Genomic DNA, 26,928 nt, shown 5'->3' on the forward strand with positions numbered 1-26,928 from the left:
GGTCCACTTGAATGGACATTACCTGACGAAGGGCTTCCTGCGACCGAGCAACGCCGTACCAACACGCAGGTGTGTCGCACCGTTGGCAATGGCCTGGGACATATCCCCGCTCATCCCCGCCGAGATGACGTCGGCGCCCGGGTGGGCCTCCTGGACGGACCGCGCGATCTCCCTCAGCCTCGCGAACGCCCTGCCCGGCTCCTCCCCCAGCGGCGCGACCGCCATCACCCCGCCCAACTCCAGCCCCGGCGCCCCGGCCACGGCGTCCGCCAGCGCCTCGGCCTCCTTTGGAGGCACGCCGCCCCTGGCCGGGTCACCGCCGAGCGCGACCTGCACCAGGCAGGTGATCCGGCGTCCCACCCCGAGTGCCTCCCGGCTGAGGGCGGTGACCAGGCGCGGGCGGTCGACCGAGTGGACGACGTCCGTGTAGCCGACCACCGAGCGGACCTTGTTGGTCTGCAACTGGCCGACGAAGTGCCAGCGGAGGCCGAGGTCGGCGCACTCTCGCGCCTTGACCGAAGCCTCCTGGTCGCGATTCTCCCCGACGTCGGCGATCCCGAGCCCGGCCAGCAGTCGCACGTCGGAGGCGGGGTAGGTCTTGCTCACCGCGACGAGCGTCAGCTCCTCGCGACCGCGGCCGGCGGCCCGGCAGGCTTCGGCGATCTCCGCCTCGACCCGGGCCAGTCCGGCCGCTATCTCATCTCGTCGTGTTGTTTCCGTCACATCTCCGCCGCTCGGACAGTGGCAAACCGGCGGAGCCCATTCTTCCCGGCACGGTCGGGAGGCTCTTCGCCCACCCCCACCGTGAGCGATATCACTTCAGGAAGTCGGGGACGTCCAACTCCTCTTCCTGCTCCTCGAAGATCACCGCTCCTTCAGGAAGTCGGGGACGTCCAACTCCTCTTCCTGCTCCTCGAAGATCACCGCTCCTTCAGGAAGTCGGGGACGTCCAACTCCTCTTCCTGCTCCTCGAAGATCACCGGTCGGCGCCGGGCGGGGTCGGTGACCCTCGCGGAGATCGGCGTCGGCTGCGAGGGCTCGGGAGCCGGACGCGGGATCGACAGCGGAGGGGAGTGCGGCTCGAAGTGCTCCACCGGGTGGACCGGGTGGATCTGCTGGGGCGGAGGCGTCGGCTCCACCGGCGCGGGCGGCGGGGTGACGACCGAGCGCACCGGTGGGGGCGGCGCGTGCTCCACCCTGGGCTCCGGACGGGGCTCCGCCTTGACCGTGGGCGCCAGCGGGCGGACCGGGGGGGCCGCCGAGGGCGGTGGCGGGGCGGGACGCGAGGCGGGCTGCGTGCGGGCCGCCGGCTGCGGGAGTTGCTTGGGCTCGGGAGCGGGCTCGTCGAACCCTGCCGCGATCACGGTGACGCGCACCTCGTCGCCGAGGGCGTCGTCGATGACCGTACCGAAGATGATGTTGGCGTCCGGTGCCGCGGCGGTGGAGACGAGCTGGGCCGCCTCATTGATCTCGAACAGGCCGAGGTCGGAGCCGCCGGCGATCGACAGCAGCACGCCGTGCGCGCCGTCGATGCTGGCCTCCAGCAGCGGGCTGGACACGGCCATCTCGGCCGCCGCGACCGAACGGTCGTCGCCGCGCGCGTGGCCGATGCCCATCAGGGCCGAGCCGGCACCGGACATGACCGACTTCACATCGGCGAAGTCGAGGTTGATCAGGCCGGGCGTGGTGATCAGGTCGGTGATGCCCTGGACACCGGAGAGCAGCACCTGGTCCGCCGCCTTGAAGGCGTCCAGCACGCTCACCTGCCGGTCGGAGATCGACAGCAGCCGGTCGTTCGGGATCACGATGAGGGTGTCGACCTCCTCTCGGAGGGTCTCGATGCCCGCGTCCGCCTGCATCGCCCTGCGCCGCCCCTCGAAGCTGAAGGGCCGGGTCACGACGCCGATGGTCAGCGCGCCCAGGGTGCGGGCGATGTTGGCCACCACCGGGGCACCTCCGGTGCCCGTGCCACCGCCCTCACCGGCCGTGACGAAAACCATGTCGGCGCCCTTGAGGACCTCTTCGATCTCCTCACGGTGGTCCTCGGCCGCCTTGCGCCCGACTTCGGGGTTGGCTCCCGCGCCGAGGCCGCGAGTGAGCTCGCGCCCGACGTCGAGCTTGACGTCGGCGTCACTCATCAGCAGCGCCTGGGCGTCGGTATTGATGGCGATGAACTCGACGCCCTTGAGTCCCTCCTCGATCATCCGGTTGACGGCGTTGACTCCGCCTCCGCCGATTCCTACAACCTTGATGACCGCGAGGTAGTTCTGCGGTGCTGCCACGACGAGGGGCCTTTCCGCTCGTTGACTTGCAATTTCATGCGGCACGGGGCCCGTGCCGTCGTTTCCAAAACCCTCACCCTCAAGTTGAGATTTAGCTTTATGTCAACCTGAGGAGTGATACGGACAGTAGGAGTTACGCTCCTGGCGGGTCAACTAACCGCGCCGCAAGCACGTCCAGCGTGTCGCGGGCCGTCCTTTTCCGGGAACGCCCGCCATCCGATGAGATCACTTAACCGTCACGACGTCAGGCGAACTGACGTCATAGGTGTCGGCCGGACGCTTGAGCAGCGTAACAAGGATCCGTGCCTTGTCCGCGGGCCGGTCACCGCCACCCCACACGATCGCGCGGCCGTCCTTCAGCCGCAACGAGACCGTCTCCGCCGACGGTGCGAGCACCTCCGCGACCCGGCGGGCCAGATTCTCCGGCAGCGCGGCGATGACCGTGAGCGCCGCCGCGGTCGCCGGGTCCCCCGGCCCCGGCCGGTCCACCCGCAGCACGGGCAGCGCCGGGGGCGCGATATCCTTGACCTCGGTGACCATCCCGTGCCGGTCCATCAGCGCGGACCTGCCACCGACCGGCACCACCGCCACCGGCCTGCGCTCCACGACCTTCACCCACAGGGTCCCAGGCCAGGCGCGGCTGACCGTCACCGACTCGATCTGCGTGATCCGGCCTATTCGCTCCTCGACCTCGGCCAGGTCGACCGTGGCGAGGGGCCTGCCACCGGCCACCTGCGCCGCCCGCCGGATCTGCTCGGTGGACAGGGCCGCGTTGCCCACCACCTGGATCTCCCGCACCCCGAGCACCGGGGAGAAGAACACCAGCCACGCGGCGATGCCCACCACTCCCGCGGTGAGCAGGGCCAGGAAGGCCGACCGCCACACGCCGTTCAATGCCACTCCCCCTCCGGCGACCCGCGCCCGCTGGCATGGGTCACCTCGCGGCCAGCTCCGCCACGATCCTGGGCCCCAGCTCGGTCACATCGCCCGCGCCCATGGTCAGGACGATGTCGCCGGGCCTGGCCCGGCTCGCGACCAGGGCGGGAACGCTCTCCCTCTGGGGGGCGTAGGCCACCCGCTCCGCGGGCAGCGGCACCTTGCCCGCCACCAGCGCCCCCGACACGCCAGGCTCGGGATCCTCGCGGGCGCCGTAGACGTCCAGGACGATGGCCTCGTCGGCCAGCCCGAGCGCGACGCCGAAATCGTCGGCGAAGAACCTGGTGCGTGAGTACAGGTGCGGCTGGAAGACCGCGATGACCCTGCCGTCTCCCGAGAAGGACGCCACCACGTCCCGCGCCGCGCGCAGGTCGGCGGCCAGCTCGGTCGGGTGGTGGGCGTAGCTGTCGAAGACCGCCACCCCGCCCGCCTCGCCTTTGGCCTCGAAACGGCGCTTGGCGCCGGTGAAGGCCGCCAGGCCGTCACGGATCTCACCAAAGGTGACACCCAGCTCCCTCGCCACGGCGATGGCGGAGGCCGCGTTGAGCGCGTTGTGGCGGCCCGGGACCGCGAGCCTGACCTCCCCGTGCCCGTAGACCGTGAAGGTGATGCCCAGCCCCTCGGGAGAGATCTCGCCCACCCGCAGGTCGGCGTCCTCCGCCTCGCCGTATGTGATCACCTTCAGGCCGCGGGCGCGGGCTATCGGGATCAGCGCGGCGGAGCCGGGATCGTCGGCGCAGACGACCATGGTGCTGGTGACGCGCTCCACGAACCGGGCGAAGCTATCGTGAACCGCGCGCGGATCACCGTAGTTGTCCAGATGGTCCGGCTCGACGTTGGTCACCACGGCGATGTCGGGGGCCAGCATGAGGAAGGAGCCGTCGCTCTCGTCGGCCTCGGCGACGAACACCCCGCCCGAGCCCTCGTCGGCGCCCAGCCCCGTCGTCACCAGCTGTCCGCCCACACAGTACGAGGGGTCGGCGCCGCACTTCTGCAGCGCCACGGTGAGCATCGAGGTCGTGGTGGTCTTGCCGTGGGTGCCGGCCAGCGCGACGCCGGTCCTGCCCGCCATGACGGAGGCGAGCGCGGCGGCCCTGGGGATGACCCGCAGGCCCTGGCGGAGTGCCTCGCCCAGCTCGGGGTTGGAGTCGCGGATCGCGGTGGAGACCACCACGGTGTCGACGTGCTTGATGTGCGAGGCGGCGTGGCCGATATGGACCCTGGCCCCCAGCTCCCGCAGCTCGGTCGCCATCTCCGAACCTCGCGCGTCGCTGCCGGAGACCTGCACACCCCGCTTGAGCAGAATGCGCGCGATTCCGGACATTCCAGAACCGCCGATCCCGATGAAATGGACCCGTCCCAGATCTCCGGCCGCAACCGGATCGACCAGCTTGACCAGGCTCATCGGCCGCTCACCTCTCCTCGTTCGCCGCGTGGGCGGCCTCGTCCCGCCCGGCCCTCTCGCCGGAGGCGAGCACGGGCGGCCCCGCGCTCACCGTGTCGGATCCGCTCCGCGCCCATTCAGCCTCTCCCCCGCGCCGCGACCTGCAGCACCCTGCGCGCCAGCGCCACGTCGGCGTCCTTCCTGCCCATCCTGGATGCCGCCTCCGACATGGTGACCACGCGTTCGGGATCGGACAGGATGGGCAGCACACTCTGAATGATCCACCCCGGTGACAGCTCCGCGTCGTCGATCATCAGGCCGCCGCCGCCCCGCACGATCGGCATGGCGTTGAGCCGCTGCTCACCGTTGCCGTGCGGCAGCGGGATGTACGCGGCCGGCAGGCCCACCGCCGTCAGCTCGGCGCAGGTCATCGCACCGCTGCGGCACAGGGCGAAGTCGGCGGCGGCATAGGCCAGGTCCATCCGGTCGACGTACGGCAGCACGACGTACTGCGGGTCGCCGGGCGGGGGCTCCTCCTCCAGCGTGTTCTTCAGGCCGATGACGTGCAGCACCTGCACCCCGGCCCGGCGCAGCGCGGGGGCGGCGGCCAGAGCCGCCTGGTTGAGCGAGCGGGCCCCCTGGGAGCCGCCGGTGACCAGCAGCGTGGGCAGATCGGCCTCCAGGCCGAACCAGGACCGGGCCTTGTCGCCCATGGAGAGCCGGTCGAGGTTGACGATCTCACGGCGGAGGGGGATGCCGATGTACTCGGCGTTGTTCAGCGGCGTGTCCGGGTGGCCGGTGAACACGTGGTCGGTGAGGCGCGCGCCCAGCCGGTTGGCCAGGCCGGGGCGCGGGTTGGCCTCGTGGACCACGATCGGCACGCCGCGGCGCCGCGCCGCCAGGTAGGCGGGGGTCGCCACGTAGCCGCCGAAGCCGACCAGGACGTCGGCCTGCACGCGGTCCATGATGGCGGCGGCCGTGCTGATGGCACCCGCCAGGCGGCCCGGCACGCTCAGCAGTTGGGGCGTCAGTGTCCGGGGCAGCGGCACCGCGGGCACCAGCTGCAGTTCATACCCTCTGGCCGGAACCAGCCTGGTCTCCAGACCTCTCTCGGTGCCGAGGCATGTGATCCCGATGTTGGGGTCGAGTTGGCGCAGCGCGTCTGCCAGAGCCAGCGCCGGTTCGATATGACCGGCCGTCCCGCCGCCGGCGAGGACCACCCTCATGTCGGTCCTTTCGCTTATCGTCTTCCACGGCCCGGCCGTCGTTTCCTGGCCGGACCACCCAGGCCAAGCCAGCTTAGGCCCCGCGCCACCGGTCCGGGGCCATGGGCCGCGAGAGCCTCGCGGGCGCCGGGCTCGTGCTTGGCGAACGACAGGAGCATGCCGAGGGTGGCGAGGGTGGGCAGCAGGGCCGACCCACCGTAGGAGACCAGCGGCAACGGGATCCCGGTGATGGGCAGCACCCCGATGACGGCGCCGATGTTGACGATCGCCTGGCCGGCGATCCAGGCGACCGCGGCGGCGGAGGCGAGCCGGACGAACGGGTCCTTGACCCGGGTGGCCACCCGCAGCCCCGCGTAGCCCAGCAGTCCGAACAGGGCCACCACGACGAGCGTGCCCATCAGGCCGAGCTCCTCACCGAGGATGGAGAAGATGAAGTCGCTCTCCGCGTGCGGGATCCAGCTCCACTTCTGCCTGCTGGACCCCAGCCCCACCCCGAACCAGCCGCCGCTGCCCATCGCGATCTGCCCCTGCACGGCCTGGAAGCCCGTTCCCTGGGCGTTGCCCCACGGGTCGAGCCAGCCCGTGATCCGGTCCGAGCGGTAACCCTCGGTGCTGATCATGACGACGGTCGCGAGCACCACCACCGCGAGGATCCCGCCGAACAGTCGCAGCGGCGCCCCCACCACCCACAGCAGCGACAGGAAGATCATCAGCAGCACCAGCGTGGTGCCGAGGTCGCTTCCCAGCATGACCATGACGGCCAGGATGGCGGTGCCCGGCATCAGCGGGATGAACAGGTTGCGCCACTCGATCAGGCCGTTGCGCGCCTTGCGGGCCAGCAGGTCGGCACCCCAGAGGACCAGCCCGAGCTTGGCGGGTTCGGACGGCTGCAGGTAGATGGGGCCGAGGTCGATCCACCGCTGGGCGCCGAGCTGTGAGGTGCCGACGAACAGCACCAGCACCAGCCCGAGGATCGACAGCGCCATCAGCGGGTATCCGGCGAGCCTGAAGAACCGGGGTGGCAGCTGCGCGCAGACCCACATCAGCGGGAGACCGAGCGCGGCCGAGATCGACTGCTTGAAGAACCAGTAGAAGGGATCGCCCATCTCCTGCAACGCCTCGATGCTGGATGCGGAAAGCACCATCATCAGGCCGAGGACGAGCAGCAGGGCGCTGCACCCCAGGATCAGGTAGTACGAGGTCAACGGCCGGTTGAGCAGCTCGCGGAAGGCGAGCAGGTGCTCGCGGAAGCCGTCCTGACCCCGGGGCGCGCTCTCCTGCGCCGTCGCGCTCACGCCCGTCTCCCGTCTTGCCCTGCGGCGAGACGGTGCACGGCTCGGGCGAACGCCTCCCCTCGGGCGGGGTAACCGGCGAACATGTCCAGGGAGGCTCCGGCCGGGGCCAGCAGCACGGTGTCTCCGGGGGTGGCGAGCCTGGCGGCTTCGGTGACGACACGGTCCATGACCCCAGTGTCTTGCCCGGCCACCTCCACCACCGGAACATTCCCGGCGTGTCGCGCCAGAGCCTCGCGAATTCGTTCACGATCGGCGCCCAGGAGCACCGCGCCGCGCAGACGGGGCGCGGCGCGACGTACCAGCGCGCCGACGTCCGCACCCTTGAGCTGCCCACCGGCCACCCAGACGATCGACGGGTAGGCGGCCAGCGAGGCGGCGGCGGCATGCGGGTTGGTGGCCTTGGAATCGTCCACGTAGTCGACCTCGGCGATCCTGGCCACGTGCGCGATCCTGTGCGGGTCGGGCACGAAGTCCAGCAGGCCCGCACGCACCGCGGCGGCGCTCACCCCGTAGGCTCTGGCCAGGGCCGCGGCGGCGAGCGCGTTGGCCACGTTGTGCGGCGCGAACGGGCGGACGTCGCCGAACGAGGCGAGTTCCTCGGCGTTGCTCGCGGGATCGGCCACGAACGCCCGGTCCACCAGCAGGTCCTCGACCACGCCGAGCTGGCCCGGTGCGGGCACGCCGAGGGTGAAGCCCACGCTCCGTACCGCCGCACCGCGCCCGGCCGCGCTCTCGTACGGCGCGGCGAGACGGGTCGCCCACTCGTCGTCGGCGTTGTACACGACGATCCCGGCCCTGGCGAAGATCTCCCCCTTGACCCGGGCGTACTCCTCCATGGAGCCATGCCAGTCGAGGTGGTCCGGCGCCACGTTGAGCACCGCGGCCACGTACGGGGCGATGCTGGGCGAGCGGTGCAGCTGGAAGCTGGACAGCTCCACCGCCAGCACGTCGCCGGCTCCGGCGACCGCCTCCACCACCGGGGTGCCGACGTTGCCGACGGCGAGCGCCCGGTGCCCGGCGGCCAGCAGCATCGAGGTGAGCATCCGGACCACGGTGGTCTTGCCGTTGGTGCCGGTCAGCGCCAGCCAGGGAGCGGCGCCCTCGGTGCGGAGCCGCCAGGCCAGCTCGACCTCGCCGATCACCTCGATCCCCGCCGCCGCGGCGGCGGCGAGCAGCGGGTGGTGCGGTGGCCAGCCGGTGGTGACGATCAACGAGGTGCCCGCCGGGGGCTCGGCGGGCTCACCGAAGCGGACCTCGACGCCGAGCTCGGCGAGCTCGCCCGCGATCGCCCTGGCCCGCTCGCCGTCCCTGCCCTCCAGGACGATCACCTTCTCGCCCCTCGCGGCCATCGTGCGAGCCACGGCCGTGCCCGAGACCCCCAGCCCCGCGACGCAGATCACATGGCCTTTCCCACTCACAGCCTGGGCATCCATTCCACGTAGAAGATCCCCAGCCCGGCGGCCGCGCACAGGGCGGCGATCAACCAGAAGCGGACCACGATGGTCGTCTCGGCCCAGCCCTTCAGCTCGAAGTGGTGCTGGAGCGGGGCCATCCTGAAGACCCGTTTACCGGTCATCTTGAAGGAGCCGACCTGGATGATCACCGACATGGTGATGAGCACGCACATCCCGGCGAGGATGATCAGCAGCAGCTGGGTCCTGGTGGTGATGGCCAGTCCGGCGAGCACGCCGCCCAGGGCCAGCGAGCCGGTGTCGCCCATGAAGATCTTCGCGGGTGGGGCGTTCCACCACAGGAAGCCGACCAGCGCGCCGAGCACCGCCGCGGCGACCACGGCCAGGTCCAGCGGGTCGCGGACCCAGTAGCAGTTGGGTCCGAGCTGGGTGGTGCAGCTGTTGCGCAGCTGCCAGTTGCCGATCAGCACGTACGAGGCCAGCACCACGCCGGTGGCGCCGCTGGCCAGGCCGTCGAGGCCGTCGGTGAGGTTCACCGCGTTGGAGAAGCCCACGATCATGATCAGCACCCAGATGACGAACCCGACGAGCCCGATGGAGGGGCCGAAGTCCCTCAGGAACGACAGGCGCGTCTCGGCCGGGGTGATCAGGTAGGCATTGGGGAAGCGGGTCACCAGGATCGCGAAGACCGCGCCGACGATGAGCTGGCCCAGCGCCTTGGCACCGCTGCGCAGACCGAGGCTGCGCTGCTTGTAGATCTTGATGAAGTCGTCGAGGAAGCCGACCGCGCCCAGGCCCGTCATCAGGAAAAGCACGAGGACCGCGGAGACCGTGGGTGGCGTGAAGCTGTAGAGGTGGGCGCAGGCGAAGCCGACCAGCGCGGCGATCACGATCACGGTGCCGCCCATGGTGGGGGTGCCGCGCTTGTCGTGGTGGCCCGAGGGGCCCTCTTCCCTGATGCTCTGCCCGTAGCCTCGCCGGGAGAACAGCCGGATCGCCAGCGGCGTGCCCAGCATGGACAGCAGCAGGCTGACCGCCGCCGCGACGAGGATCTCCCTCATCGGCGATCACCCCCGAGCAGCGCCGCGGCCACGCGTTCGAGGCCCGCGGCGCGCGGTCCCTTGATGAGCACGACGTCGCCGGGGGCCAGGAGCGCCGACAGCTCCGCGCCCGCCTGTGCCGCGTCGGCGGCGTGCGAGACCCGGGTGACGCCCCGGGGCCCCGCCGCCGGGGCGTCACCGAAGGCGACGACGGGCGAGAGGCGGGCCGCCGAACCGGTGCCCGGCGGCTCTCCCGCGCCCGGCGGGCCTCCCGCATCGCGCGAGGCCCCTATGGGCGAGGCCCCTATGGGCGAGATCCCCGCGTGCGAGGCCTCTCCATGCGAGGTCGGTCCGGTAGACGCGGCGGGGGCGTCGGCCCCCCGTACGGCGGCCTCCGCCCCGGCCAGGACCGGGGCGGCGTCGGGGCCGACGACGAACAGGCCCACAAGACCCGCGCCCCCGGCCAGCCGGCCCAGCTCCTCGTTGAGCGCGGGACCCTCCTCGCCCAGCTCGCGCAGGGCGGCGATGATCGCGAAGCGTCGGCGATCCCCCGCGAGCGCGTCCAGGGCGCCGAAGGCGGCGCGCATGGAGTCGGGGTTGGCGTTGTAGGCGTCGTTGATCACGGTCACCCCGTCCTCGCGGTCGGTGACCTCCATCCGCCAGCGGCTACGGGGTTCGGCCTCCGACAGCTCCTCGGCGATGGTGGCGACCGGCAGGCCGAGCTCGTAGGCGGCCGCGGCGGCCGCCAGCGCGTTCTCCACCGCGTGCTCGCCGTACAGGCGGAGGCCGACCGGGGCGGCGCCGGACGGGGTGCGCAGCGTGAAGGAGGCTCGCCCCCGGCCGTCGACGGTCACGTTCTCGGCCCGTATGTCGGCGCCGGAGGCCCGGCCGTACCAGGTGACGCGGGCGCGGGTGCGGCCGGCCATGGCGGCCACCAGCGGGTCGTCGACGTTGAGCACGGCGACGCCGTCGGCGGGCAGCGCCTCGACCAGCTCGCCCTTGGCCCTGGCGATCTCCTCCTTGCCGCCGAAGACGCCCAGGTGGGCGGTGCCGACGTTGAGGACCACGCCGATCCTCGGCGGGGCGATACGGGTCAGGTGGGCGATGTGCCCCACCTCGCGTGCGCTGAGCTCCAGCACCAGGTAGCGGGTGTCCTCGTCGGCCTTCAGCACGGTCAGCGGGTGACCGATCTCGTTGTTGAACGATCCGACGGGGGCGACCGTCGGACCGATCCTGGCGGTGAGCCTGGCCAGCAGATCCTTGGTGGTGGTCTTGCCCGCCGAGCCGGTGATGCCGATGACCGTGGTCGCCGGCAGTTCGGCGCAGACGGCGGTGGCCAGGCCGGCCAGGGCCGTCACGGTGTCGCCGACGATGACGGCGGGGGCGTCGACGGCCCGGGCGGCCAGCACGGCGACCGCCCCTGCCTCGACGGCCTGGGCGGCGAAGTCGTGCCCGTCGACCCGTTCACCCTTGATCGCGACGAACAGCGACCCCGGTTCGACGGCGCGGGAGTCGATGACGACCGGGCCGCGCACCACCGCGCGTGGGTCGGCCATGCCCCCGAGGGCCCCCGAGGTGATCTCGGCGATTCTGGCCAGCGGCAACGGGATCATGATGCGTCTTCCCTACTCTCCATACGTGCTTCGGCGCCCGGTGCGGTTCCGGCGCCTGACGATCGCGTCGGCCACGACCTGCCTGTCATCGAAAGGAAGCACCTGGTCGCCGATGTACTGGCCCTGCTCGTGACCCTTGCCGGCCACGACGACGACGTCGCCGAAACCCGCCCGGCCGATGGCCAGGTCGATGGCCGCAGCACGATCAGGCTCAATGATCACATGTGCGCGTCCGTCCTGGGACACACCGAGAACTCCGTCCATCATCTCCGCGAGGATCCGCAGAGGATCCTCAGAGCGGGGGTTGTCGCTGGTGAGAATAGCCACATCTGCCAGCCTTGCGGCGGCTTCTCCCATCATTGGGCGTTTACCACGGTCACGGTCACCCCCGCAGCCGAGGACCACGATGAGCCTGCCCGCGGTGACCTCGCGCAGCGAGCGCAGAACGGACTCGACCGCGCCGGGCTTGTGCGAGTAGTCGACGATGGCCTGGAAGTCCTCCCCGCCGGGAACCCGCTCCATCCGGCCCGGAACTCCTGCCAGCGTACCTATGCCCGTCAGCGCGGCTCGCAGTGGCACACCGGCCTCCACCAGTGCGACGACGGCCCCCAGGGCGTTGGCCACGTTGAAGGGGCCGGGCAGGGCGATCGCCGCGGCCTCCTCGACGCCGCCGGGACCCACGATCTTGAAGGTGCTGCCCTCGGGTTCCAGGCGCACGTCCACCGCCCGCCAGTCGGCCTCCACGGCGCCCTCGGCGGAGAAGGTGATCATCGGGATCTTCGCGAAGCCGAGGAGCTCCCGCCCGTGGGCGTCGTCGATGTTGACGACGCCCACCCTGCTCATCTCGGGGGTGAACAACCGGGCCTTCGTCGCGAAGTAGTCGTCGAGATCCCGGTGGAAGTCGAGGTGGTCCTGCGACAGGTTGGTGAACAGCGCCACGTCGTAGAACACCTCGTCGACCCGGCCCAGCGCCAGCGCGTGGCTGGAGACCTCCATGGCCGCGGCGGTGACGCCCCGCTCGCGCATCAGGGCGAACAGGCCCTGCAGGTCGCTGGCCTCCGGTGTGGTGAGCTTCGGCGCGAAGCGCAGCTCACCGACGTGGATCTCCACGCCCCCGATCAGCCCGGGCCGGTGTCCCGCGGCCCGCAGCCCGGCCTCCAGCAGGAAACCGGTGGTGGACTTGCCGCTGGTGCCGGTGACGCCGATGACCATCACATCCGCCGCGGGATTGCCGTACACCCAGGCGGAGACCTGTCCCAGCAGGCGGCGTGGGTTGGGCACGACGAGGACCGGCAGGCCGGTCGCGACCGCGGCCTGCCTGCCCGCCTCGTCGGTCAGGATCGCGGCGGCACCCGCGGCGAGGGCCTGCGCGGAGAAGTCGGCCCCGTGGGCCGTGGCCCCCGGCAGCGCGACGTAGAGATCTCCACGACACACCTGGCGCGAGTCGATGGTGATCCCGGACACCGCGGCAAGCGGCGCTCGTGACGTGCCCGAGGGCGCGCCGATGAGGCTCGCCAGCCCGGAGAGCGGACGGGGTGAACTGGTTGCGGGTCGCATGGACGACGGGGGATGCACGGCGAGAGCGTACCTTCACTCGTCACCTCCCTGCGCGTATCCGCACCGGGGAGGGCCGGGTTCCGGTCGGGGGAATCTTCCCGCTCTTCAACGCGAACGTCATCAGCTGCTTGAAGACCGGGGCGGCGATCTCCCCACCGTAGTAGCCCTGCTGGGGGTCCTGGAGTACCGCCAGGACGACCAGACGGGGCTTGTCCACCGGCGCAAAACCAACAAACGTCGCGGTATATCCGCAGTAGCCCTGACATTTGGTGTCATAGCGCATCGCGGTACCCGTCTTGCCCGCCACCCGGTAGCCGTCGATCGCGGCGAGGTTGCCGGTGCCCTGCTCGCTCACGGCGGCCTCCAGCATGGCGGCGACCTCCCTCGCCGTACGCTCACCGACCACCCGGGTCCGCTTACCCGGCGCGGACGGCGTGAACGCGCCGTTCTCGCCGGTCGTACCGGCCACGATCTGCGGGGTGACGCGCACCCCGCCGTTGGCGATGGTCTGGTAGACGCTCGCCGTCTGAAGCGCCGTCACCGAGATGCCCTGGCCGTAGGCGATCGTGCAGCGCTGGCTGCCCGACCAGTCCTTCCAGTCGGGCAGCAGCCCCGCCTCCTCTCCCGGCAGCCCGCTGCCGGGTTTCGCGCCGAAACCGAAGCGCTGGAGCATCGAGTGGAGCTTCTCATCGCCGATCTTCTGGGTGGCGAGGATCGTGCCCACGTTGCTGGACGTCGCCACGACGCCCGAGAAGGTCAGGCGCTCCGTGGCATGCGGGTGGGAGTCCTTCAGCACCCGGTCGGCACACCTGATCCGGTCGGGGACGGTGAACAGGGTCTCCGGCCGCACGGCCCCCGACTCCAGTGCCGCCGCGGCGGTGATGACCTTGTTGGTGCTGCCCGGTTCGAACACGTCCGTGACCGACCGGTTGCCCCGGTCCTCCAGCGGGGAGTCCATCCAGTTCCTCAGGTCGAGCTCCGGCGCGTTGGCCATGGCGATCACCTGGCCGGTCTGCACGTCCATCACGATGGCACTGCCGGTGCGGGACCCGGTGGCCTGGACCTGATCGCTGATCGCCTTCTGCGCGGCCCACTGGACGTCGCGGTTGATGGTCAGCCGCACGTCCCTGCCCTCGACGGGCGCCCGCAGGGTGCTGCGGGTCATCGGGATGCGCTGCCCCCTGGCGCCCGTCTCGATGATCTGCTCGCCGTCTCGGCCCGCGAGCAGCTTGTCGTAGGTGCTCTCCAGCCCGGCCAGCCCCGTGCCGTCGGTGCCGACGAAACCCAGCAGGCTGCCCGCCAGGTTGCCGCCCGGGTAGTCACGCCGGTAGCGGTGCTTGCTGCCGACACCCTTGAACTCGTACGCCATGATCCGCTGGGCGAGCGCGGGGTCGACGGCCGCGGCGACCTGCGCGTAGTGGCTGGTGCCGTCGGCCAGCTTGGCGGCGATCGGATCCTTGGGCTCGTTCAGCTCCTTGGCCAGGACCGTGGCCACCCGGTCGCGCTGCGCGGCGACGACCTGCGAGGGGTCCACGAAGATCTCGCGCGCCTCCAGGGTCAGCGCGAGCTCGTTGCCGTTGACATCGGTGATCGAGCCCCTTCTCGCGGGCAGCTTCTCACCCTGTACGCGTTGCTTGGCCGCCTCGGCGGTGTAGACCTTCGAGTCGAGGCCCTGGAGCTGGATGAGCCGCCCCGCGAAGATGGACAGCACGAAGGTCATCGCCATCAGGCCGATACCGATGCGCCTGCGGGGGTTGCCCAGGCGCAGTACCGCGGACGGGCGCGCCGGAGGCCGCGGTGGCCTGCCGCCGCCACGTCCCGTCACGCGCGTGTACTCCTGATCCTGCGGCCGCTCATCCCCGCGCCTCGGCGCGGGCCGCACCCGGCCCGGCGGACCCGGCGGACCCGGTGGGCCGGGTGGCTCCTGGGTCCTTGAGGGCCGCGTCGGCCCGCGCGCGGCCTCGGAACCGGTCGACCTGCGCGACGCCGAGGTGCCCGGGGGCCTGCCGGGGCCACCTGTCGCCCGGAGTGCGGAGGATCCGCCCGGCGCCCCGGAGGCGCCCCTGCCCGGACGCGCTCCCGCCCTGCCTGGCGCGTCGGGGACGGGTGGCCGCGCGGTGGGCCTCTGCCTGCCGGTGGAACCCTGCCTGCCGGTGGGGCCCTGCCCACCCGGAGAACCGGACCCGCCGGACATGCCCGCGGCCGACGGCCTCGCCGGTGAGCCGGACCTGGCAGGCCCATCAGGCTTATTAGATTTGTCAGATTTGTCAGGCTTGTCAGGTCTGCCGGTGCCCTCCGAGGCCGTCGGCCTGCCGGGCGAGCCCGTCCTGCCAGGTCCGCCGGAGGCGGACGCCCGGCCGGAGCCGCCCGGGGCGGACGGCCTCGCCGCGGAGCCCGGCCTGCCGGTCCGCCCTGCCCCCTGCCCCTTGCCCGGGCCGGGGCCCTCGGCGGGGAACCGCCCCCTGGAGGAACCGGCCGCCCCCTCGCCCCCCTGTCTCCTGGACGGAGAACCCGCCCGGCCGGAGCCCGCGGCGGATGGTCTGCCCGAGGAACCCGGCACGCCCTGCGAGCGGGACCTGTTCGGCCTGTCGGCGCCCTGTGCCCGGCCCGAAGAACCCGCACGACCGGAACCAGACGAACCAGACGACCTCGAAGAACCGGACGACCCACCCGAAGAACCGGACCTGCCGGACGCCGGGGGCCTGCCCGGGGAGGCAGACCCGCCAGGGCTGTCGGGGACGCCGGGGGCCCCGGAGGACCCGGTGCCGTCGGAGCCGGGACCGCCGGGGGCGTCCGGGGCGCCACCGGGCCTGCCCGTCCGGCCGGGACCGCCGGGAGACCGGCGGCCGGAGCTTCCGGACGCTCCGCCCGGGGAGCCGCCGCGGCCCTGTCCCGGCCCTCGCCCGCCGCTCTCTCTCACTGGCCCGTGCCCGGCACTCGCTCCTGCCCTGCGGGCGTCTGACCGTCACTGGCGGTCCTGCTGGCGGGTTTGTCGGGGGTGATGACGCGTGCGGTGCCCCAGTCGGGCCCAAGCCCCTGGTACTCGTTGCTCTTCGCGACCGCGTCGGGCATCTCCCTCCGCATGTTCTCGCTCTGCTTCGCCTCTTTCTCGATGCGCAGACCGCTGATCTCCTTGCGTAGCCCGTTGGCCCTGAAGGAGTCCTTGGCGAGCACGGCGTTCAGCAACAGCAGGCTGACCAGGCCGCCGCAGAGCAGGCCGACCACGAGCAGCAGGAAGGGAGCCCTCGGCGCCCGCGCGCGACGGGCCGCGGGAGCCGCCTGGGCCGGCGCGGCCGGACCGGAGACGGGCCTGACCGGACCGGTGCGGCGTCCCTGCGGCGTCGTACGGGGGACACGCGCGGGGCGCGCGCCGCGACCGGGTACCGCACGGCTGGGCGCGGCACGTCGGACGTCTGTCTCACTCCTCGTCAACTGCCTCACGGATCCTCTCTGCCGCCCGACACCGGGCAGAGGCCGCCCGCGGGTTGCGGGCCACCTCCTCTTCGCTCGGAAGCTCGGCCCCCCTCGTCAGGAGCGCGAACCGCGGCTGGTGAGCCGGCAGCGGGACAGGGAGGCCAACAGGACCGGTGTCCCTGGTCCGCGCGGTGATGACCTGCTTTGTCAGCCGGTCTTCGAGGGAGTGGTACGCGAGCACGACGACGCGCCCGCCCAGCGTCAATGCGTCGAGCGCGGCTGGGAGCGCGCGTTCCAGCGCCGTCAACTCCGCGTTCACCTCGATCCGCAACGCCTGAAAAGTCCTTTTAGCGGGGTTTCCCCCTGTCCTACGGGTAGCAGCGGGGATCGCCGTCCGGACGATCTCCGCAAGCCTCTTGGTAGACGTTATGGCCTCCCTGGCCCTTTCCTTGAGAATTAGATGCGCGACACGCGGGGCGAATCGTTCTTCTCCGTAATCCCGCAGGATCCGGATCAGCTCGGCGGCCGGATAGGTGTTCACCACGATCTCGGCCGTGAGCTCCTCGTCACGGTCCATCCGCATGTCCAGCGGCGCGTCATAGGAGTAGGCGAAACCACGCTCGGCCTCGTCCAGCTGCGGCGAGGAGACGCCCAGGTCGAACAGGGCGGCGTCGACGCGGGGGTGGCCGGCGTCGGCCAGCACCCCGGAAAGCTCGTCGGAGACGGCGCGCACCAGCGTGATCCGATTCGCGTACGGCGCGAGCCTGGCCGTGGAGCGCTCGATGGCGGTGGGGTCGCGGTCGATCCCGATCAGATGGAGCGAGGGGTGCGCGGCGAGCAGTGCCTCGGCGTGGCCGCCGAGTCCGAGGTTGGCGTCGACGAGCACCGGGGCGGGGCGGGCCAGCGCCGGAGCGAGCAACTCCAGCACCCGGTCGAGCATGACGGGGACGTGTCCCCCCGGCGTATGGAGATCATGGTTGTGGTTTTCGGCGCGCATGAAGCGCAACCCTCCTTTTTCCCGCCCCGTCCCACGGACGTGCGGCGGACGCTCACCGGTGTCTTGAAACTGGCCCCCACCCCCGGGGCCGTCCGGCCAGGTCCCCATCCGCACCCGAGTATCCGCCCGTCACCTGACACCGGGGAAGGTGCATCAGCTGACGGGCAGGTGGTTGCGGGTGGAGACCTCGCCGAACGACGTTTTACCGATGAGTCGACCGTGGAGTCACAAAATCCCTGGCAGCACCTCCTCCGACAGATCGGCGAAAGCCTGCTCTTGGTCGGCCAGATAGATGCTCCAGGCGTGCGCGTCCCAGATCTCCAGCCGGGTGTTGGCTCCGATGACCACGCAGTCACGGCACAGGCCGGCGTATTCGCGCAGAGCCTGCGGAACGGTGATCCGCCCCTGCTTGTCGGCGACCTCGTCGGATGCGCCGGCGAAGAGGACGCGACTGTAGTCACGGACCGCCTTGGCGGTCACCGGCGCGTTGCGCAGAGCCTCGGTTATGCGCTGGAACTCCTCTACGGGAAAGAGGTAGAGGCAACGCTCCTGGCCTTTGGTGATCACCAGACCCTCCGCCAGCTCCTCACGGTACTTCGCCGGCAGGAACAGCCGTCCCTTCTCATCAAGACGCGGGTGGTGAGTGCCGAGGAACATCGGCTCCACCTCCCGTGCCCAGCGGAACGCCAGGCGTCGCAGCCCTGCCCTCCACTGGGCACCACCATACTCCACTTCTCCCCACCGTCAACTGATTCCGGGCCTCCGCCAGGCATGTTTCGCCGACATTTCCCCAGCTCAAATGGGGTGGTGCGGAGTGGAGGGGGTAGGCGGCCCCGCATACGTCACGGGCGTGTCGGGAAGATTGCCAAATAGTCCAAAGATCATGGAATGAGCCGTAAGGCAGTGAAGAATGGTGGAAGGTGAACAGCACCACACCCGTCACGGGATCGACACGTCACCCGTACAGGAACGCGACGACCGTGGCACACACTGTGGCTGTTCACCCGAAATCATCCTTGACGACCACATAAGGTCGCCGCTGGGACGCGCGGCGCCGTAGTGTCGGTAAACAGAATGAGTAACGGGATCGCAAAGATTTCGCAACGGCAACCCCCGGCGCGCAACCGCCGCACCCTCATGGAGGCCTGGTGGCAGTAACCCATGACGTCTCACCGCAGCTCGATGATCTTGTTGTCACCGCGCACCGGATCCGCCAGTCGATCGAATCGGTGATCGAAGGCAAGAGCGACGTCGTCCGCCTGACCTTGACCGTACTACTCGCCGAGGGCCACCTGCTCATCGAGGACGTGCCCGGCGTCGGCAAGACAATGCTCGCCAAGGCGCTGGCGCGCTCCATCGACTGCCCGGTGCGCCGCGTGCAGTTCACCCCCGACCTGTTGCCGAGCGACATCACCGGAGTGAGCGCCTACAACCAGCAGACCAGGGAGTTCGAGTTCAAGCCGGGCCCGGTCTTCGCCAACATCGTGGTGGGTGACGAGATCAACCGGGCCTCGCCGAAGACCCAGTCGGCGCTGCTGGAGTGCATGGAGGAGCACCAGGTCACGGTCGACGGGGCGACCTACCGGCTGGACTCCCCCTTCATGGTGATCGCGACGCAGAACCCGATCGAGATGGAGGGCACCTACCCCCTGCCCGAGGCTCAGCGCGACCGGTTCACCGCCAGGATCGCGATGGGATATCCGGCCCCCTCCGCGGAGCTGGAGATGCTCGACGTGCACGGCGCCGCCTCCCCGCTGGACAAGCTGGAGCCGGTGGCCACCACGGAAGAGGTGCGTGCGCTGATCGAGGCGGTGCGCGGGGTCTACGTCTCCCAGCCGATCAAGAAGTACGCGATCGACCTGGTGACCGCCACCCGCCAGTCCCCCGACCTGAGGCTGGGCGCCTCCCCTCGCTCGACCCTGCAACTGGTCAGGGCCGCGCGGGCGCACGCGGCGCTCGCCGGCCGCGACTACGTCATCCCCGACGACCTGCAGGAGTTGTGCGTCCCCGTGCTGGCGCACCGGCTGCTGCCCAGCATCGAGGCCCAGGGGCAGCGCCGCCTCCCCGAGCAGGTGGTCGCCGACCTGGTCCGCCGGGTTCCCGTCCCCGAGGTCCAGGCCCGGTGACCTCCGGCCTCAAGGCGCTCACCGCCCGTGGCCGGTCCTTCATCGCGTCCGGCGTCGCGGCGCTGCTGTGCGCCTTCATCCTCGGCGAGCACGACCTACTCAGGATCGGTGTACTGATCGTCTCGCTGCCGCTGCTGGCGGCCATGGTGGTCGCCCGCACCCGCTACCGGCTGAGCTGCGCGCGGCGTCTGGATCCGCCCAGGGCCGAGGTGGGCAGCGAGGCCACCGTGACACTGCGTCTGGAGAACGTCACGCGGCTGCCGACCGGCCTGCTGATGATCGAGGACACCGTTCCCTACGCCCTCGGCGCCCGGCCCAGGTTCGTGCTGGACCGGGTGGAGTCGCAGGGCATCCGGGAGATCGACTATCGGGTCCGCTCCGACCTGCGCGGCCGCTTCACCATCGGCCCGCTCTCCATCCGGATCAGCGACCCCTTCGGCCTGGTCGAGCTGACCAGGTCGTTCACCATCAGCGACACGCTGATGGTGACGCCCCAGGTGGTGGCACTGCCCCACGTCCGTCTGTCCGGCGAGTGGACGGGCGGCGGTGACAGCCGTACCAGAAGCATCGCGGCGGCGGGGGACGACGACGTCGCCCCGCGCGAGTACCGGCAGGGCGACGACCTGCGGCGGGTGCACTGGCGCTCGACCGCCAGGCACGGCGAACTGATGGTGCGGCGCGAGGAGCAGCAGTGGCAGAGCAGGGGTGCGCTGCTGCTGGACACACGGCGATACGCCCACCGGGGCGAGGGTCCACGCTCGTCGTTCGAGGCCGCGGTCTCGGCCGCGGCCTCCATCGGCGTGCACCTGGCCCACGAGGGGCTCGGCCTGCGCCTGGTCACCGATCAGGGGGCCGAGCACCTCACCGACAGCGGGCTGAGCCTGTCGCTGCTGGACACCCTGGCCGTCGTGCGGACCAGCGGGGCACGGTCGCTGGAGTACGGCGTCGGCGCGCTGCGCCAGGGCGGCGGCGACGGGCTGATCGTGGCAGTGCTCGGCAGGATGGACCTCGACCAGGCCCAGGAACTGTCCAGGGCCAGGCACGGCAACGTGACCGGCGTGGCCGTGATGCTGGACGTGGCGGGATGGGAGCATCCCGAACTCGGCGAGGACGAGGAGTTCCAGGCGGCGCGGGCGGTGTTGACGGGGACGGGCTGGCGCGTCGTGCGACTGGCCGCCGGCGCCTCCGTCGCAAGCGTGTGGCAGGACGCCGCGCAGCGCGGGCGATCCGTGGCGAGCAGGGGCGGCATATGAGACTTTCCATCGCGTCGGGCGTGGCCACGGGAGCGGTCGCGATCGCGCTCTACCCCCTCTTCCAGGGCGGCGCCTGGTTCTGGACGAGCCTCGGCGTGATCGGTGTCGTGACCGGGATCGGCGTGCTGGCCGGCCGCTACAGGCTGCCCGGCTGGCTGGTGCCGCTCGCCCAGGTGCTCGCGGTCTGGATCTACCTGACCGCGGTGTTCGCCGGCGACGAGGCGTGGGCGAAGCTGGTGCCCACCGAGGACTCGGTCCTCGCGCTGGCCAAGCTGCTGGAGACGGGCTTCGCCGACATCCAGCGGTTCGCCGCCCCCGTGCCGGACAGCGACGGAATCGTCCTGCTCACCTGCGGTGGCGTCGGCCTGATCGTGATCTCCGTCGACCTGCTGGCCGCGCGACTGCGCAGGGCGGCCCTCACCGGGCTGCCGCTGCTGGTGCTGTTCACCGTCCCGGCGGCGGTGGTCGCCGAGCCGATCAGCTGGCCGGCCTTCATCATCGGTGCCCTGGGCTATCTCGGGGTGCTCGTCGCCGACGGGCGGGAGCGGGTCAGCCACTGGGGCCGGGCGGTGCTGGTGCGCCGCACGTCGTCCTTCACCGTCACGCGCCCCTCCTCCGACTCCGGGACGCTACGGCTGTCGGGCAGGCGCATCGGCTTCGCCGCGATCGCGCTGGCCGTCCTGTTGCCCGCGCTGCTCCCCACCCTGGAGCCCGACCCGCTGTTCTCGTTCGGCGTGGGCAACGGCAAGGGCGGCGGCAACTCGATCAGCATCCCGAACCCCATGGTCAACCTGCGCGGCCAGCTCTCGCTGCCGGAGAACTCCACGGTGCTGACCTACACGGTCAGCGACGGCGCGCCGCGTTACCTGCGGATGTACTCCCTGGACATCTTCGACGGCGAGCAGTGGACGATGTCGGAGCCCAGGGGCCGCCCCGAGGACCGGACCTCCGACGCACCGATGCCACCGCCCCCCGGCCAGGACGCGAGCGTGCCCGTCACGCCGGCGACCCTCGACATCACGGTGAGCGAGCAGGTCAGGAGGCTGAGCTTCCTGCCGATGCCCTATCCCGCGTCCAGGGTCACGGTGGAGGGCGACTGGCGGCCCGACCGCGACACGCTCATGGTCTTCTCCACCAGGAACACCGCCGAGGGCCTGACCTACCAGGTGGTCACCGCCGAGCCCGAGCCCACGGCGGAGGCGCTCAAGGCGACGGGTCCGGCTGCCCCGGCGATCAGGGAGCGGTACCTGGAGCTGCCGGAGAGCCTTCCCGGGGAGATCAGGGAACTGGCCGCGCGGGTGACCAAGCGCGGCTCCAGCCAGTACGAGCAGGCGATCCAGCTGCAGGAGTTCTTCACCGGCAAGGGCGGGTTCACCTACAGCCTGGCCACCCAGGGACACGACGGCCCGGCGCTGACCGACTTCCTGATCCGCAACAGGACCGGCTACTGCGAGCAGTTCGCCGCCTCCATGGCGGTGCTGGCACGCGTCCTGGGCATCCCCGCCCGGGTCGCCATCGGCTACACCGGCGGCGGCAACCTCTCCGGGCAGTGGCAGGTGCGCACCCATGACTCGCATGCCTGGCCCGAGCTGTACTTCGAGGGAACCGGGTGGCTCCGCTTCGAGCCCACGCCGACGGGCGGGGCGGGCCAGGGCAGTGCGACGGTGCCGTCCTACACCCGGCCCGAGGTGACACCGGCCACCCCCGAAGAGCCGATCACGGCCCCGTCGGCGAGCCCCGATGACTCCGACATTCCCGGCGGAGCGGCGGCCGGCCGCCGTGACCGGACGCTCGACCCCGACTTCGGCGGCGTGCCGATCGCGCTGGACGAGGGCATGCCGCCGGCCGCGTGGATCGGCATCGGGATCCTGACAGCGCTGCTGGTCGCGCTGATCCCGGCGATGATCCGCTGGCAGTTGCGGGCCCGCCGCGGCAGGTACCACGCCCGACGGTCCGGGGATCCCGGCGGCGAGGATCCGACCGGCGCCACGCCACTCAGAGCCTTCCGGCGGGAGTCGGCGGTGATGGCGTCCTGGGCCGAACTGGACGACGCGTTGTGCGACTACGGAATGTCACGACAGGCGAGTGAGAGCCCGCGCGCGCTGGCCGGGCGGCTGACGGAGCAGTACGGGTTCGAACCGGAGGCCGCCGCCGCGCTGGGGAGGATCACCTCGGCGGTGGAGCGGATGCTCTACGCCAGGACCTCGGGTGAGACCGGCGTGCTCCGCGAGGACCTGCGGAGCGTGCGGCGGGCGCTGGCCGCCACCGTGACCCGCGGCAGGCGGATCAGGGCTGTGCTGCTGCCGCCCTCCACGCTCCTGCGGATGCGGAGGCTCGGCGGGCGGGCGCTGGACGGCTTCGACCGGCTGGAGAACATCCGGTTCCGCAGACCGGCCGGGAAGGGCGCCTGAGCGCCCGGGGGGCATGGAAAGGCGAGCTCGCCGGATGGCAGGGGCCGCTTCCACTCGGGAGCGGCCCTCGTCGTCAGGGGGAACCTAGTGCTCGTCGGTACGACGGCGCCAGCGCTCCTCCATGCGTTCCATGAAGCTCTGGCGGGAGCCGCCGCGGCGTCCCCCCCTGCCTCGCGGCTGATCGGACGGCACGGCCGCGCCGGCCTCACCGAACCCGTTCATCCTCTTCCAGCTGGACAGACCCCACAGACACGCGGCGAGCATGACCACGAAACCGCCGACGCCGAGCGGGATGTTGATGATCACAACGCCGACCATCAGCAGAACGACGCCCAGGATGAAGCCGATGGAGGCCTTCACCAGGCGACGCCTGTAGTGGCTGCGGGGATCACTGATCCTGACGGTATTGGCCCACTTCGGGTCCTCGGCGTAGAGTGCCTGCTCGATCTGGTCGAGCAAGCGCTGCTCGTGCTCAGAGAGCGGCACGGCGCCTCCCAAGGACAGCCCCAGGACGGGGAAGACGGTGACGGACGACACGGGGTGTCCGAACCTCGCGGTCGGTTATCCCCAGAATACGAGGCTGTAGACGTAGACGAAAGAAAACGTCCAACGTAGTCCAAACCGGAGGCCGCGTCATGGATCTATTCCATCAAACGGCGGGCGAACAAGGGAGGCCGGGAGCACCGCATTGTGACCGAATCTGCGGGCGGCCCTGTCCATCGCCTGCTCGGCCTCCCGCCAGCCCGTCTCACGCTCTCCGAGGCCGAGCTGCCTGCTCGCCCCGTCGGCCGGGCTGAGGTTCTCCACCCGCACTCCGACCAGCCTCAGCTGGACGTTCTCCAGACCGGAGTCGGTGTAGAGGGCGCAGGCGACGTCGTACAGGATCTTGGCGACGTCTGTGGGCTCGCGCAGGCTCCGGGAGCGGGACAGAGTGGTGAAGTCGGCGCGGCGGAGCTTGACGCTGACCGTGCGGCCGACGCTGCCTCCCTGCCTGAGCCTGGCCGCGACCCGCTCGGAGAGCCGGAGCAGCTCCCTGCGGATCTCCACGGGGTCGGCGATGTCTGTGGCGAATGTCTCTTCCGCGCCGATGCTCTTGTCGGGAACGTGCGGGGTCACGGGGCGCTCGTCACGCCCCCAGGCCAGCGCCGCGAGGTGCGTGCCCGCCGCCTGGCCCAGCTCGCGCCGGAGCGTGTCCACCGGGACCCCGGCGAGATCGCCGACCGTCTTGATACCGAGCCGGGCCAGTGACCGCTCGGTGTGCTCCCCGACGCCCCACAGCGCCGCCACGGGGAGCGGGTGCAGGAAGTCGACCACCCTGTCGGCGGGAACCACGAACAGCCCGTCCGGCTTGCAGTGGCGCGAGGCGAGCTTTGCCACGAACTTGCTGCCTGCGACTCCGACGGAACAGGTGACACCCTGCTCGCGCACGACCTGTTCGCGGATCATCCGGGCGATCGCCGCCGGGGGGCCGAGACGTTTGCGTGCCCCGCCGACATCGAGGAACGCCTCGTCGGAGGCTATCGGCTCGACCTCGGGGGTGAAGGTTTGGAAGATCTCCATGACACGCCGGGAGACCTCCGCGTACTTGCCGCGGCTCGGCGGGATGATCACGGCGTGGGGGCAGAGCCGTCGGGCCCGGGTCATGGGCATGGCCGAGTGCACCCCGAATCTCCGGGCCTCGTAGGTGGCGCTGAGCACCACCCCGCGCGCGCCGGGCGCGCCGATGATGACGGGGGTGCCCCGGAGCTCAGGGCGCTCGCGCAGTTCGACACCGGCGTAGAAGGCGTCCATGTCGACATGGAGGATCGGGCAGCCGGTGTCGTCCGTCCCCAGATCCGACTCCGGGCGCGGCATCTGCTGCTTTCTCGACACGACGCCATTCTACGAGAACACGCGTTCGATGTGGTGCTCACCGGTGGCCAAGCACGTGCAGCTGGGTCGCGATGTCGCGGAGCACCGGGTGCGCCGCCGCCGCCTGCTCCAGGGTGACCAGGGCGCGCGCGGCTCCGGGTTCGCCGTCGAGCAGCCTGCTGGGCACCAGGTCGGCGAAGATCCGCACGCCGTGAACCTCGCCGGGCGCGAAGCCCGTCGTGACGAGAAGCCGCTCCAGTGCCTCGCGGGTGAAGCGCCTGGGTGTGGGGTCGCGGTCGCCCCAACGGCCCTCGGGGTCGTCCAGGACCTGGCGGGCCTCGTCGAAGCGGCCGGCGAAGGCACGGTGCAGCGCGGCGGCGAGCGGGTTCGCGGCGAGCACGCTGATCACGCCGCCCTCGCGCAGCAGGCCGGCCATGGCCCTCACCGCGCCGATCGGGTCCTCCACGTACTCCAGCACGCTGTGGCAGAGCACCAGGTCGGTGCCGCCGCCCGGGAGCAGATCCCCCAGGTCCGCGGCGTCGCCCTGCAGGGCGCGCACCTCCACCCCCGCCTCGGCCGCGCGGCGCTCCAGCGCGGCGAGCGAGTCGGGGCTGGGGTCGACGACCGTCACGGCGTGGCCCTTCTCGGCCAGGGGAACGGCGAAACCACCCGTGCCACCCCCGGCGTCGACGATGTCGAGCCGATCACGGCCCGTCGCGGCCACCCGTTCGACCAGCACGGCGCTCAGGACGTCCCATACGACCGCGGTGCGGACCGCCGGGGTGCCTGCGTGCCGTGAGATGCCTACGGCGTGCAACTTCAGATCGCCTCCTCATACGTGACGAGCCCAGCCTACGCCGCGCGCCCCCCAGGCACGCCCCAAGGACTATCCATACTCCTGCTTGATCGAGTCTTTTTCCCGACGCGGGGGGATCCGGCCGGCGCGTCCCGAGGAGGACGGTCGGATCCGCGGAGAGGGGTGGCGTCCTTCCGGGCCGTCTTCCGAGCCGTCTTCCGGGCCGCGGGTAGGGGCCCGTACTCGCAATGAGGCGGTCCCGCACAGGGTCCCGCACAGGTACGCGAGGAGAGCGCGCGCGGGAGTACGCTCCGGGGCGGGGAGACGAGGGACGACTCCCCGCGGGGCGCGGCTAGAGCGTCAGGGACGGCTTGAGCTGCTTGAACCGGGCCATCAGACCGTTGACGAACTGCGGCGACTCGTCGGTCGACAGCTCCGAGGCCAGGCTGACCCATTCGCTGATGACGACGCCCTCGGGGACGTCGGGCATCCACAGCAGCTCGTAGGTGCCGCCACGCAGGAGGTTGCGGTCGACCGCGGGCATGCGGTCGAGCGTCCAGCCGTCGGCGTAGGTGGTGATCAGCTCGTCGATGCGCGACCGGTGCCGGCACACGCCTTCGACGATCGTCGAGGTGTATTCGTTGACGGGCGGCTCGGCCCGCTCCAGACGCTCGGCGAGAACGCTGAGCGGGTCCTCGTTCCGGGCCTCCGCCTCGAAGAGGATGTCCAGCGCGCGCCTGCGCGCCTTACCACGTGCCGACATCAGGCGCGGCCGAGATAATCGCCGGTGCGGGTGTCGACCTTGACCTTCTCGCCGGTGGTGATGAACAGCGGCACCTTGATCTCGGCGCCGGTCTCCAGCTTGGCGGGCTTGGTGCCGCCGGTGGAGCGGTCGCCCTGAAGGCCGGGCTCGGTCTCCGCGACGATCAGCTCGACGGCCGCGGGCAGGTCGACGTAGAGGACGTTGCCCTCGTTGATCGCCACGGTGGCCAGCATGTTCTCCAGCAGGTAGTTGGCGGAGTCGCCGACCGCGGCCCTGGTGACGTGGAGCATGTCGTAGGTCTCGGTGTCCATGAAGACGTAGTCGTCGCCGTCCATGTACGAGAACTGCATCTCGCGCTTGTCGACGTTGGCCACCTCGACCTTGACACCCGCGTTGAAGGTCTTGTCGACGACCTTGCCCGATAGCACGTTCTTGAGCTTGGTGCGGACGAACGCGCCGCCCTTGCCCGGCTTGACGTGCTGGAACTCCACGACAGCCCAGAGCTCACCGCCGTCGAGCTTGAGCACCAGGCCGTTCTTGAGGTCGTTCGTCGTCGCCACTAGTTCTCTCCT

General features: G+C 71.1%; 22 protein-coding genes. 3 read left to right on the forward strand and 19 right to left on the reverse strand.

Annotated elements, in window-relative coordinates:
* Positions 1 to 18 precede the first annotated feature (18 nt).
* The 14 genes from OIE13_RS17745 to mraZ all read right to left on the reverse strand — a co-directional run bounded on the left by OIE13_RS17745 (position 19) and on the right by mraZ (position 17,813).
* Entirely contained in the window at positions 19 to 723 is a 705-nt protein-coding gene (locus tag OIE13_RS17745) for a YggS family pyridoxal phosphate-dependent enzyme (RefSeq protein ID WP_326638342.1), read from the reverse strand.
* A gap of 197 nt (positions 724 to 920) precedes the next feature.
* Positions 921 to 2,282: a cell division protein FtsZ gene (ftsZ, locus tag OIE13_RS17750; RefSeq protein ID WP_326638340.1), complete on the reverse strand. Its 1,362-nt coding sequence runs from the start codon at positions 2,280 to 2,282 to the stop codon at positions 921 to 923.
* A gap of 225 nt (positions 2,283 to 2,507) precedes the next feature.
* Positions 2,508 to 3,167, reverse strand: a complete 660-nt coding sequence (locus tag OIE13_RS17755) for a cell division protein FtsQ/DivIB (RefSeq protein WP_326830299.1) — start codon at positions 3,165 to 3,167, stop codon at positions 2,508 to 2,510.
* 49 nt (positions 3,168 to 3,216) lie between these two features.
* On the reverse strand, positions 3,217 to 4,623 hold the full coding sequence (murC, locus tag OIE13_RS17760) for a UDP-N-acetylmuramate--L-alanine ligase (RefSeq protein ID WP_326638336.1): 1,407 nt from the start codon (positions 4,621 to 4,623) through the stop codon (positions 3,217 to 3,219).
* 116 nt (positions 4,624 to 4,739) lie between these two features.
* On the reverse strand, positions 4,740 to 5,828 hold the full coding sequence (murG, locus tag OIE13_RS17765) for an undecaprenyldiphospho-muramoylpentapeptide beta-N-acetylglucosaminyltransferase (protein ID WP_326638334.1): 1,089 nt from the start codon (positions 5,826 to 5,828) through the stop codon (positions 4,740 to 4,742).
* 14 nt (positions 5,829 to 5,842) lie between these two features.
* Entirely contained in the window at positions 5,843 to 7,123 is a 1,281-nt protein-coding gene (gene ftsW / locus OIE13_RS17770; RefSeq protein ID WP_326638332.1) for a putative lipid II flippase FtsW, read from the reverse strand.
* Positions 7,120 to 8,556 (reverse strand): UDP-N-acetylmuramoyl-L-alanine--D-glutamate ligase, encoded by a 1,437-nt coding sequence (gene murD / locus OIE13_RS17775; protein ID WP_326638330.1) that lies wholly within the window; start codon positions 8,554 to 8,556, stop codon positions 7,120 to 7,122. The genes ftsW and murD overlap by 4 nt, the downstream gene beginning before the upstream one ends.
* A complete protein-coding gene (gene mraY, locus OIE13_RS17780) occupies positions 8,538 to 9,596 on the reverse strand; it encodes a phospho-N-acetylmuramoyl-pentapeptide-transferase (RefSeq protein ID WP_326828430.1) in 1,059 nt (352 codons plus the stop codon). Before mraY ends, murD begins: the two co-directional genes overlap by 19 nt.
* A complete protein-coding gene (locus OIE13_RS17785) occupies positions 9,593 to 11,188 on the reverse strand; it encodes a UDP-N-acetylmuramoyl-tripeptide--D-alanyl-D-alanine ligase (RefSeq protein WP_326828431.1) in 1,596 nt (531 codons plus the stop codon). The genes mraY and OIE13_RS17785 overlap by 4 nt, the downstream gene beginning before the upstream one ends.
* Before the next feature lie 12 nt (positions 11,189 to 11,200).
* Entirely contained in the window at positions 11,201 to 12,745 is a 1,545-nt protein-coding gene (locus OIE13_RS17790) for a UDP-N-acetylmuramoyl-L-alanyl-D-glutamate--2,6-diaminopimelate ligase (RefSeq protein ID WP_326828432.1), read from the reverse strand.
* Positions 12,746 to 12,785: 40 nt separating this feature from the next.
* Positions 12,786 to 14,570: a peptidoglycan D,D-transpeptidase FtsI family protein gene (locus tag OIE13_RS17795; protein WP_326638324.1), complete on the reverse strand. Its 1,785-nt coding sequence runs from the start codon at positions 14,568 to 14,570 to the stop codon at positions 12,786 to 12,788.
* A 1,091-nt stretch (positions 14,571 to 15,661) separates the two neighbouring features.
* Entirely contained in the window at positions 15,662 to 16,186 is a 525-nt protein-coding gene (locus tag OIE13_RS17800) for a hypothetical protein (protein ID WP_326638322.1), read from the reverse strand.
* Positions 16,164 to 17,156 carry a 16S rRNA (cytosine(1402)-N(4))-methyltransferase RsmH gene (gene rsmH, locus OIE13_RS17805; RefSeq protein ID WP_326638320.1) on the reverse strand — a complete coding sequence of 331 codons (993 nt, stop codon included), beginning with the start codon at positions 17,154 to 17,156 and terminating at the stop codon, positions 16,164 to 16,166. Before rsmH ends, OIE13_RS17800 begins: the two co-directional genes overlap by 23 nt.
* 225 nt (positions 17,157 to 17,381) lie before the next feature.
* On the reverse strand, positions 17,382 to 17,813 hold the full coding sequence (mraZ, locus tag OIE13_RS17810; protein WP_326647034.1) for a division/cell wall cluster transcriptional repressor MraZ: 432 nt from the start codon (positions 17,811 to 17,813) through the stop codon (positions 17,382 to 17,384).
* Between the two features lie 491 nt (positions 17,814 to 18,304).
* Between mraZ and OIE13_RS17815 the strand changes: the two genes are divergently transcribed.
* Genes OIE13_RS17815 through OIE13_RS17825 form a run of 3 tightly spaced genes read left to right on the forward strand, consistent with a single transcriptional unit; the run spans position 18,305 to position 22,946 of the window.
* Positions 18,305 to 19,282: an AAA family ATPase gene (locus OIE13_RS17815; protein WP_326638318.1), complete on the forward strand. Its 978-nt coding sequence runs from the start codon at positions 18,305 to 18,307 to the stop codon at positions 19,280 to 19,282.
* On the forward strand, positions 19,279 to 20,535 hold the full coding sequence (locus OIE13_RS17820) for a DUF58 domain-containing protein (RefSeq protein WP_326638316.1): 1,257 nt from the start codon (positions 19,279 to 19,281) through the stop codon (positions 20,533 to 20,535). The genes OIE13_RS17815 and OIE13_RS17820 overlap by 4 nt, the downstream gene beginning before the upstream one ends.
* Positions 20,532 to 22,946: a transglutaminase TgpA family protein gene (locus OIE13_RS17825; protein ID WP_326638314.1), complete on the forward strand. Its 2,415-nt coding sequence runs from the start codon at positions 20,532 to 20,534 to the stop codon at positions 22,944 to 22,946. Before OIE13_RS17820 ends, OIE13_RS17825 begins: the two co-directional genes overlap by 4 nt.
* Positions 22,947 to 23,030: 84 nt before the next feature.
* On the opposite strand, the gene OIE13_RS17830 is transcribed toward OIE13_RS17825, so the two are convergent.
* The 5 genes from OIE13_RS17830 to efp form a co-directional block, all read right to left on the reverse strand.
* Positions 23,031 to 23,432, reverse strand: a complete 402-nt coding sequence (locus OIE13_RS17830; RefSeq protein WP_326647033.1) for a DUF3040 domain-containing protein — start codon at positions 23,430 to 23,432, stop codon at positions 23,031 to 23,033.
* Between the two features lie 147 nt (positions 23,433 to 23,579).
* Positions 23,580 to 24,800, reverse strand: coding sequence for a DNA polymerase IV (gene dinB, locus OIE13_RS17835; protein WP_326647032.1), 1,221 nt, complete (start codon positions 24,798 to 24,800; stop codon positions 23,580 to 23,582).
* 55 nt (positions 24,801 to 24,855) lie between these two features.
* Positions 24,856 to 25,614: a class I SAM-dependent methyltransferase gene (locus OIE13_RS17840; RefSeq protein ID WP_326638311.1), complete on the reverse strand. Its 759-nt coding sequence runs from the start codon at positions 25,612 to 25,614 to the stop codon at positions 24,856 to 24,858.
* Positions 25,615 to 25,945: 331 nt separating this feature from the next.
* The gene (gene nusB / locus OIE13_RS17845) at positions 25,946 to 26,356 is read right to left on the reverse strand and encodes a transcription antitermination factor NusB (protein ID WP_326638310.1); all 411 of its coding nucleotides are present in this window, start codon (positions 26,354 to 26,356) and stop codon (positions 25,946 to 25,948) included.
* Positions 26,356 to 26,916 carry an elongation factor P gene (efp, locus tag OIE13_RS17850; RefSeq protein ID WP_326638308.1) on the reverse strand — a complete coding sequence of 187 codons (561 nt, stop codon included), beginning with the start codon at positions 26,914 to 26,916 and terminating at the stop codon, positions 26,356 to 26,358. Before efp ends, nusB begins: the two co-directional genes overlap by 1 nt.
* Positions 26,917 to 26,928: the final 12 nt, after the last annotated feature.

The sequence above is a fragment of the Streptosporangium sp. NBC_01810 genome (assembly GCF_035917355.1).
In the GTDB taxonomy this organism is placed as follows: Bacteria; Actinomycetota; Actinomycetes; order Streptosporangiales; family Streptosporangiaceae; genus Streptosporangium.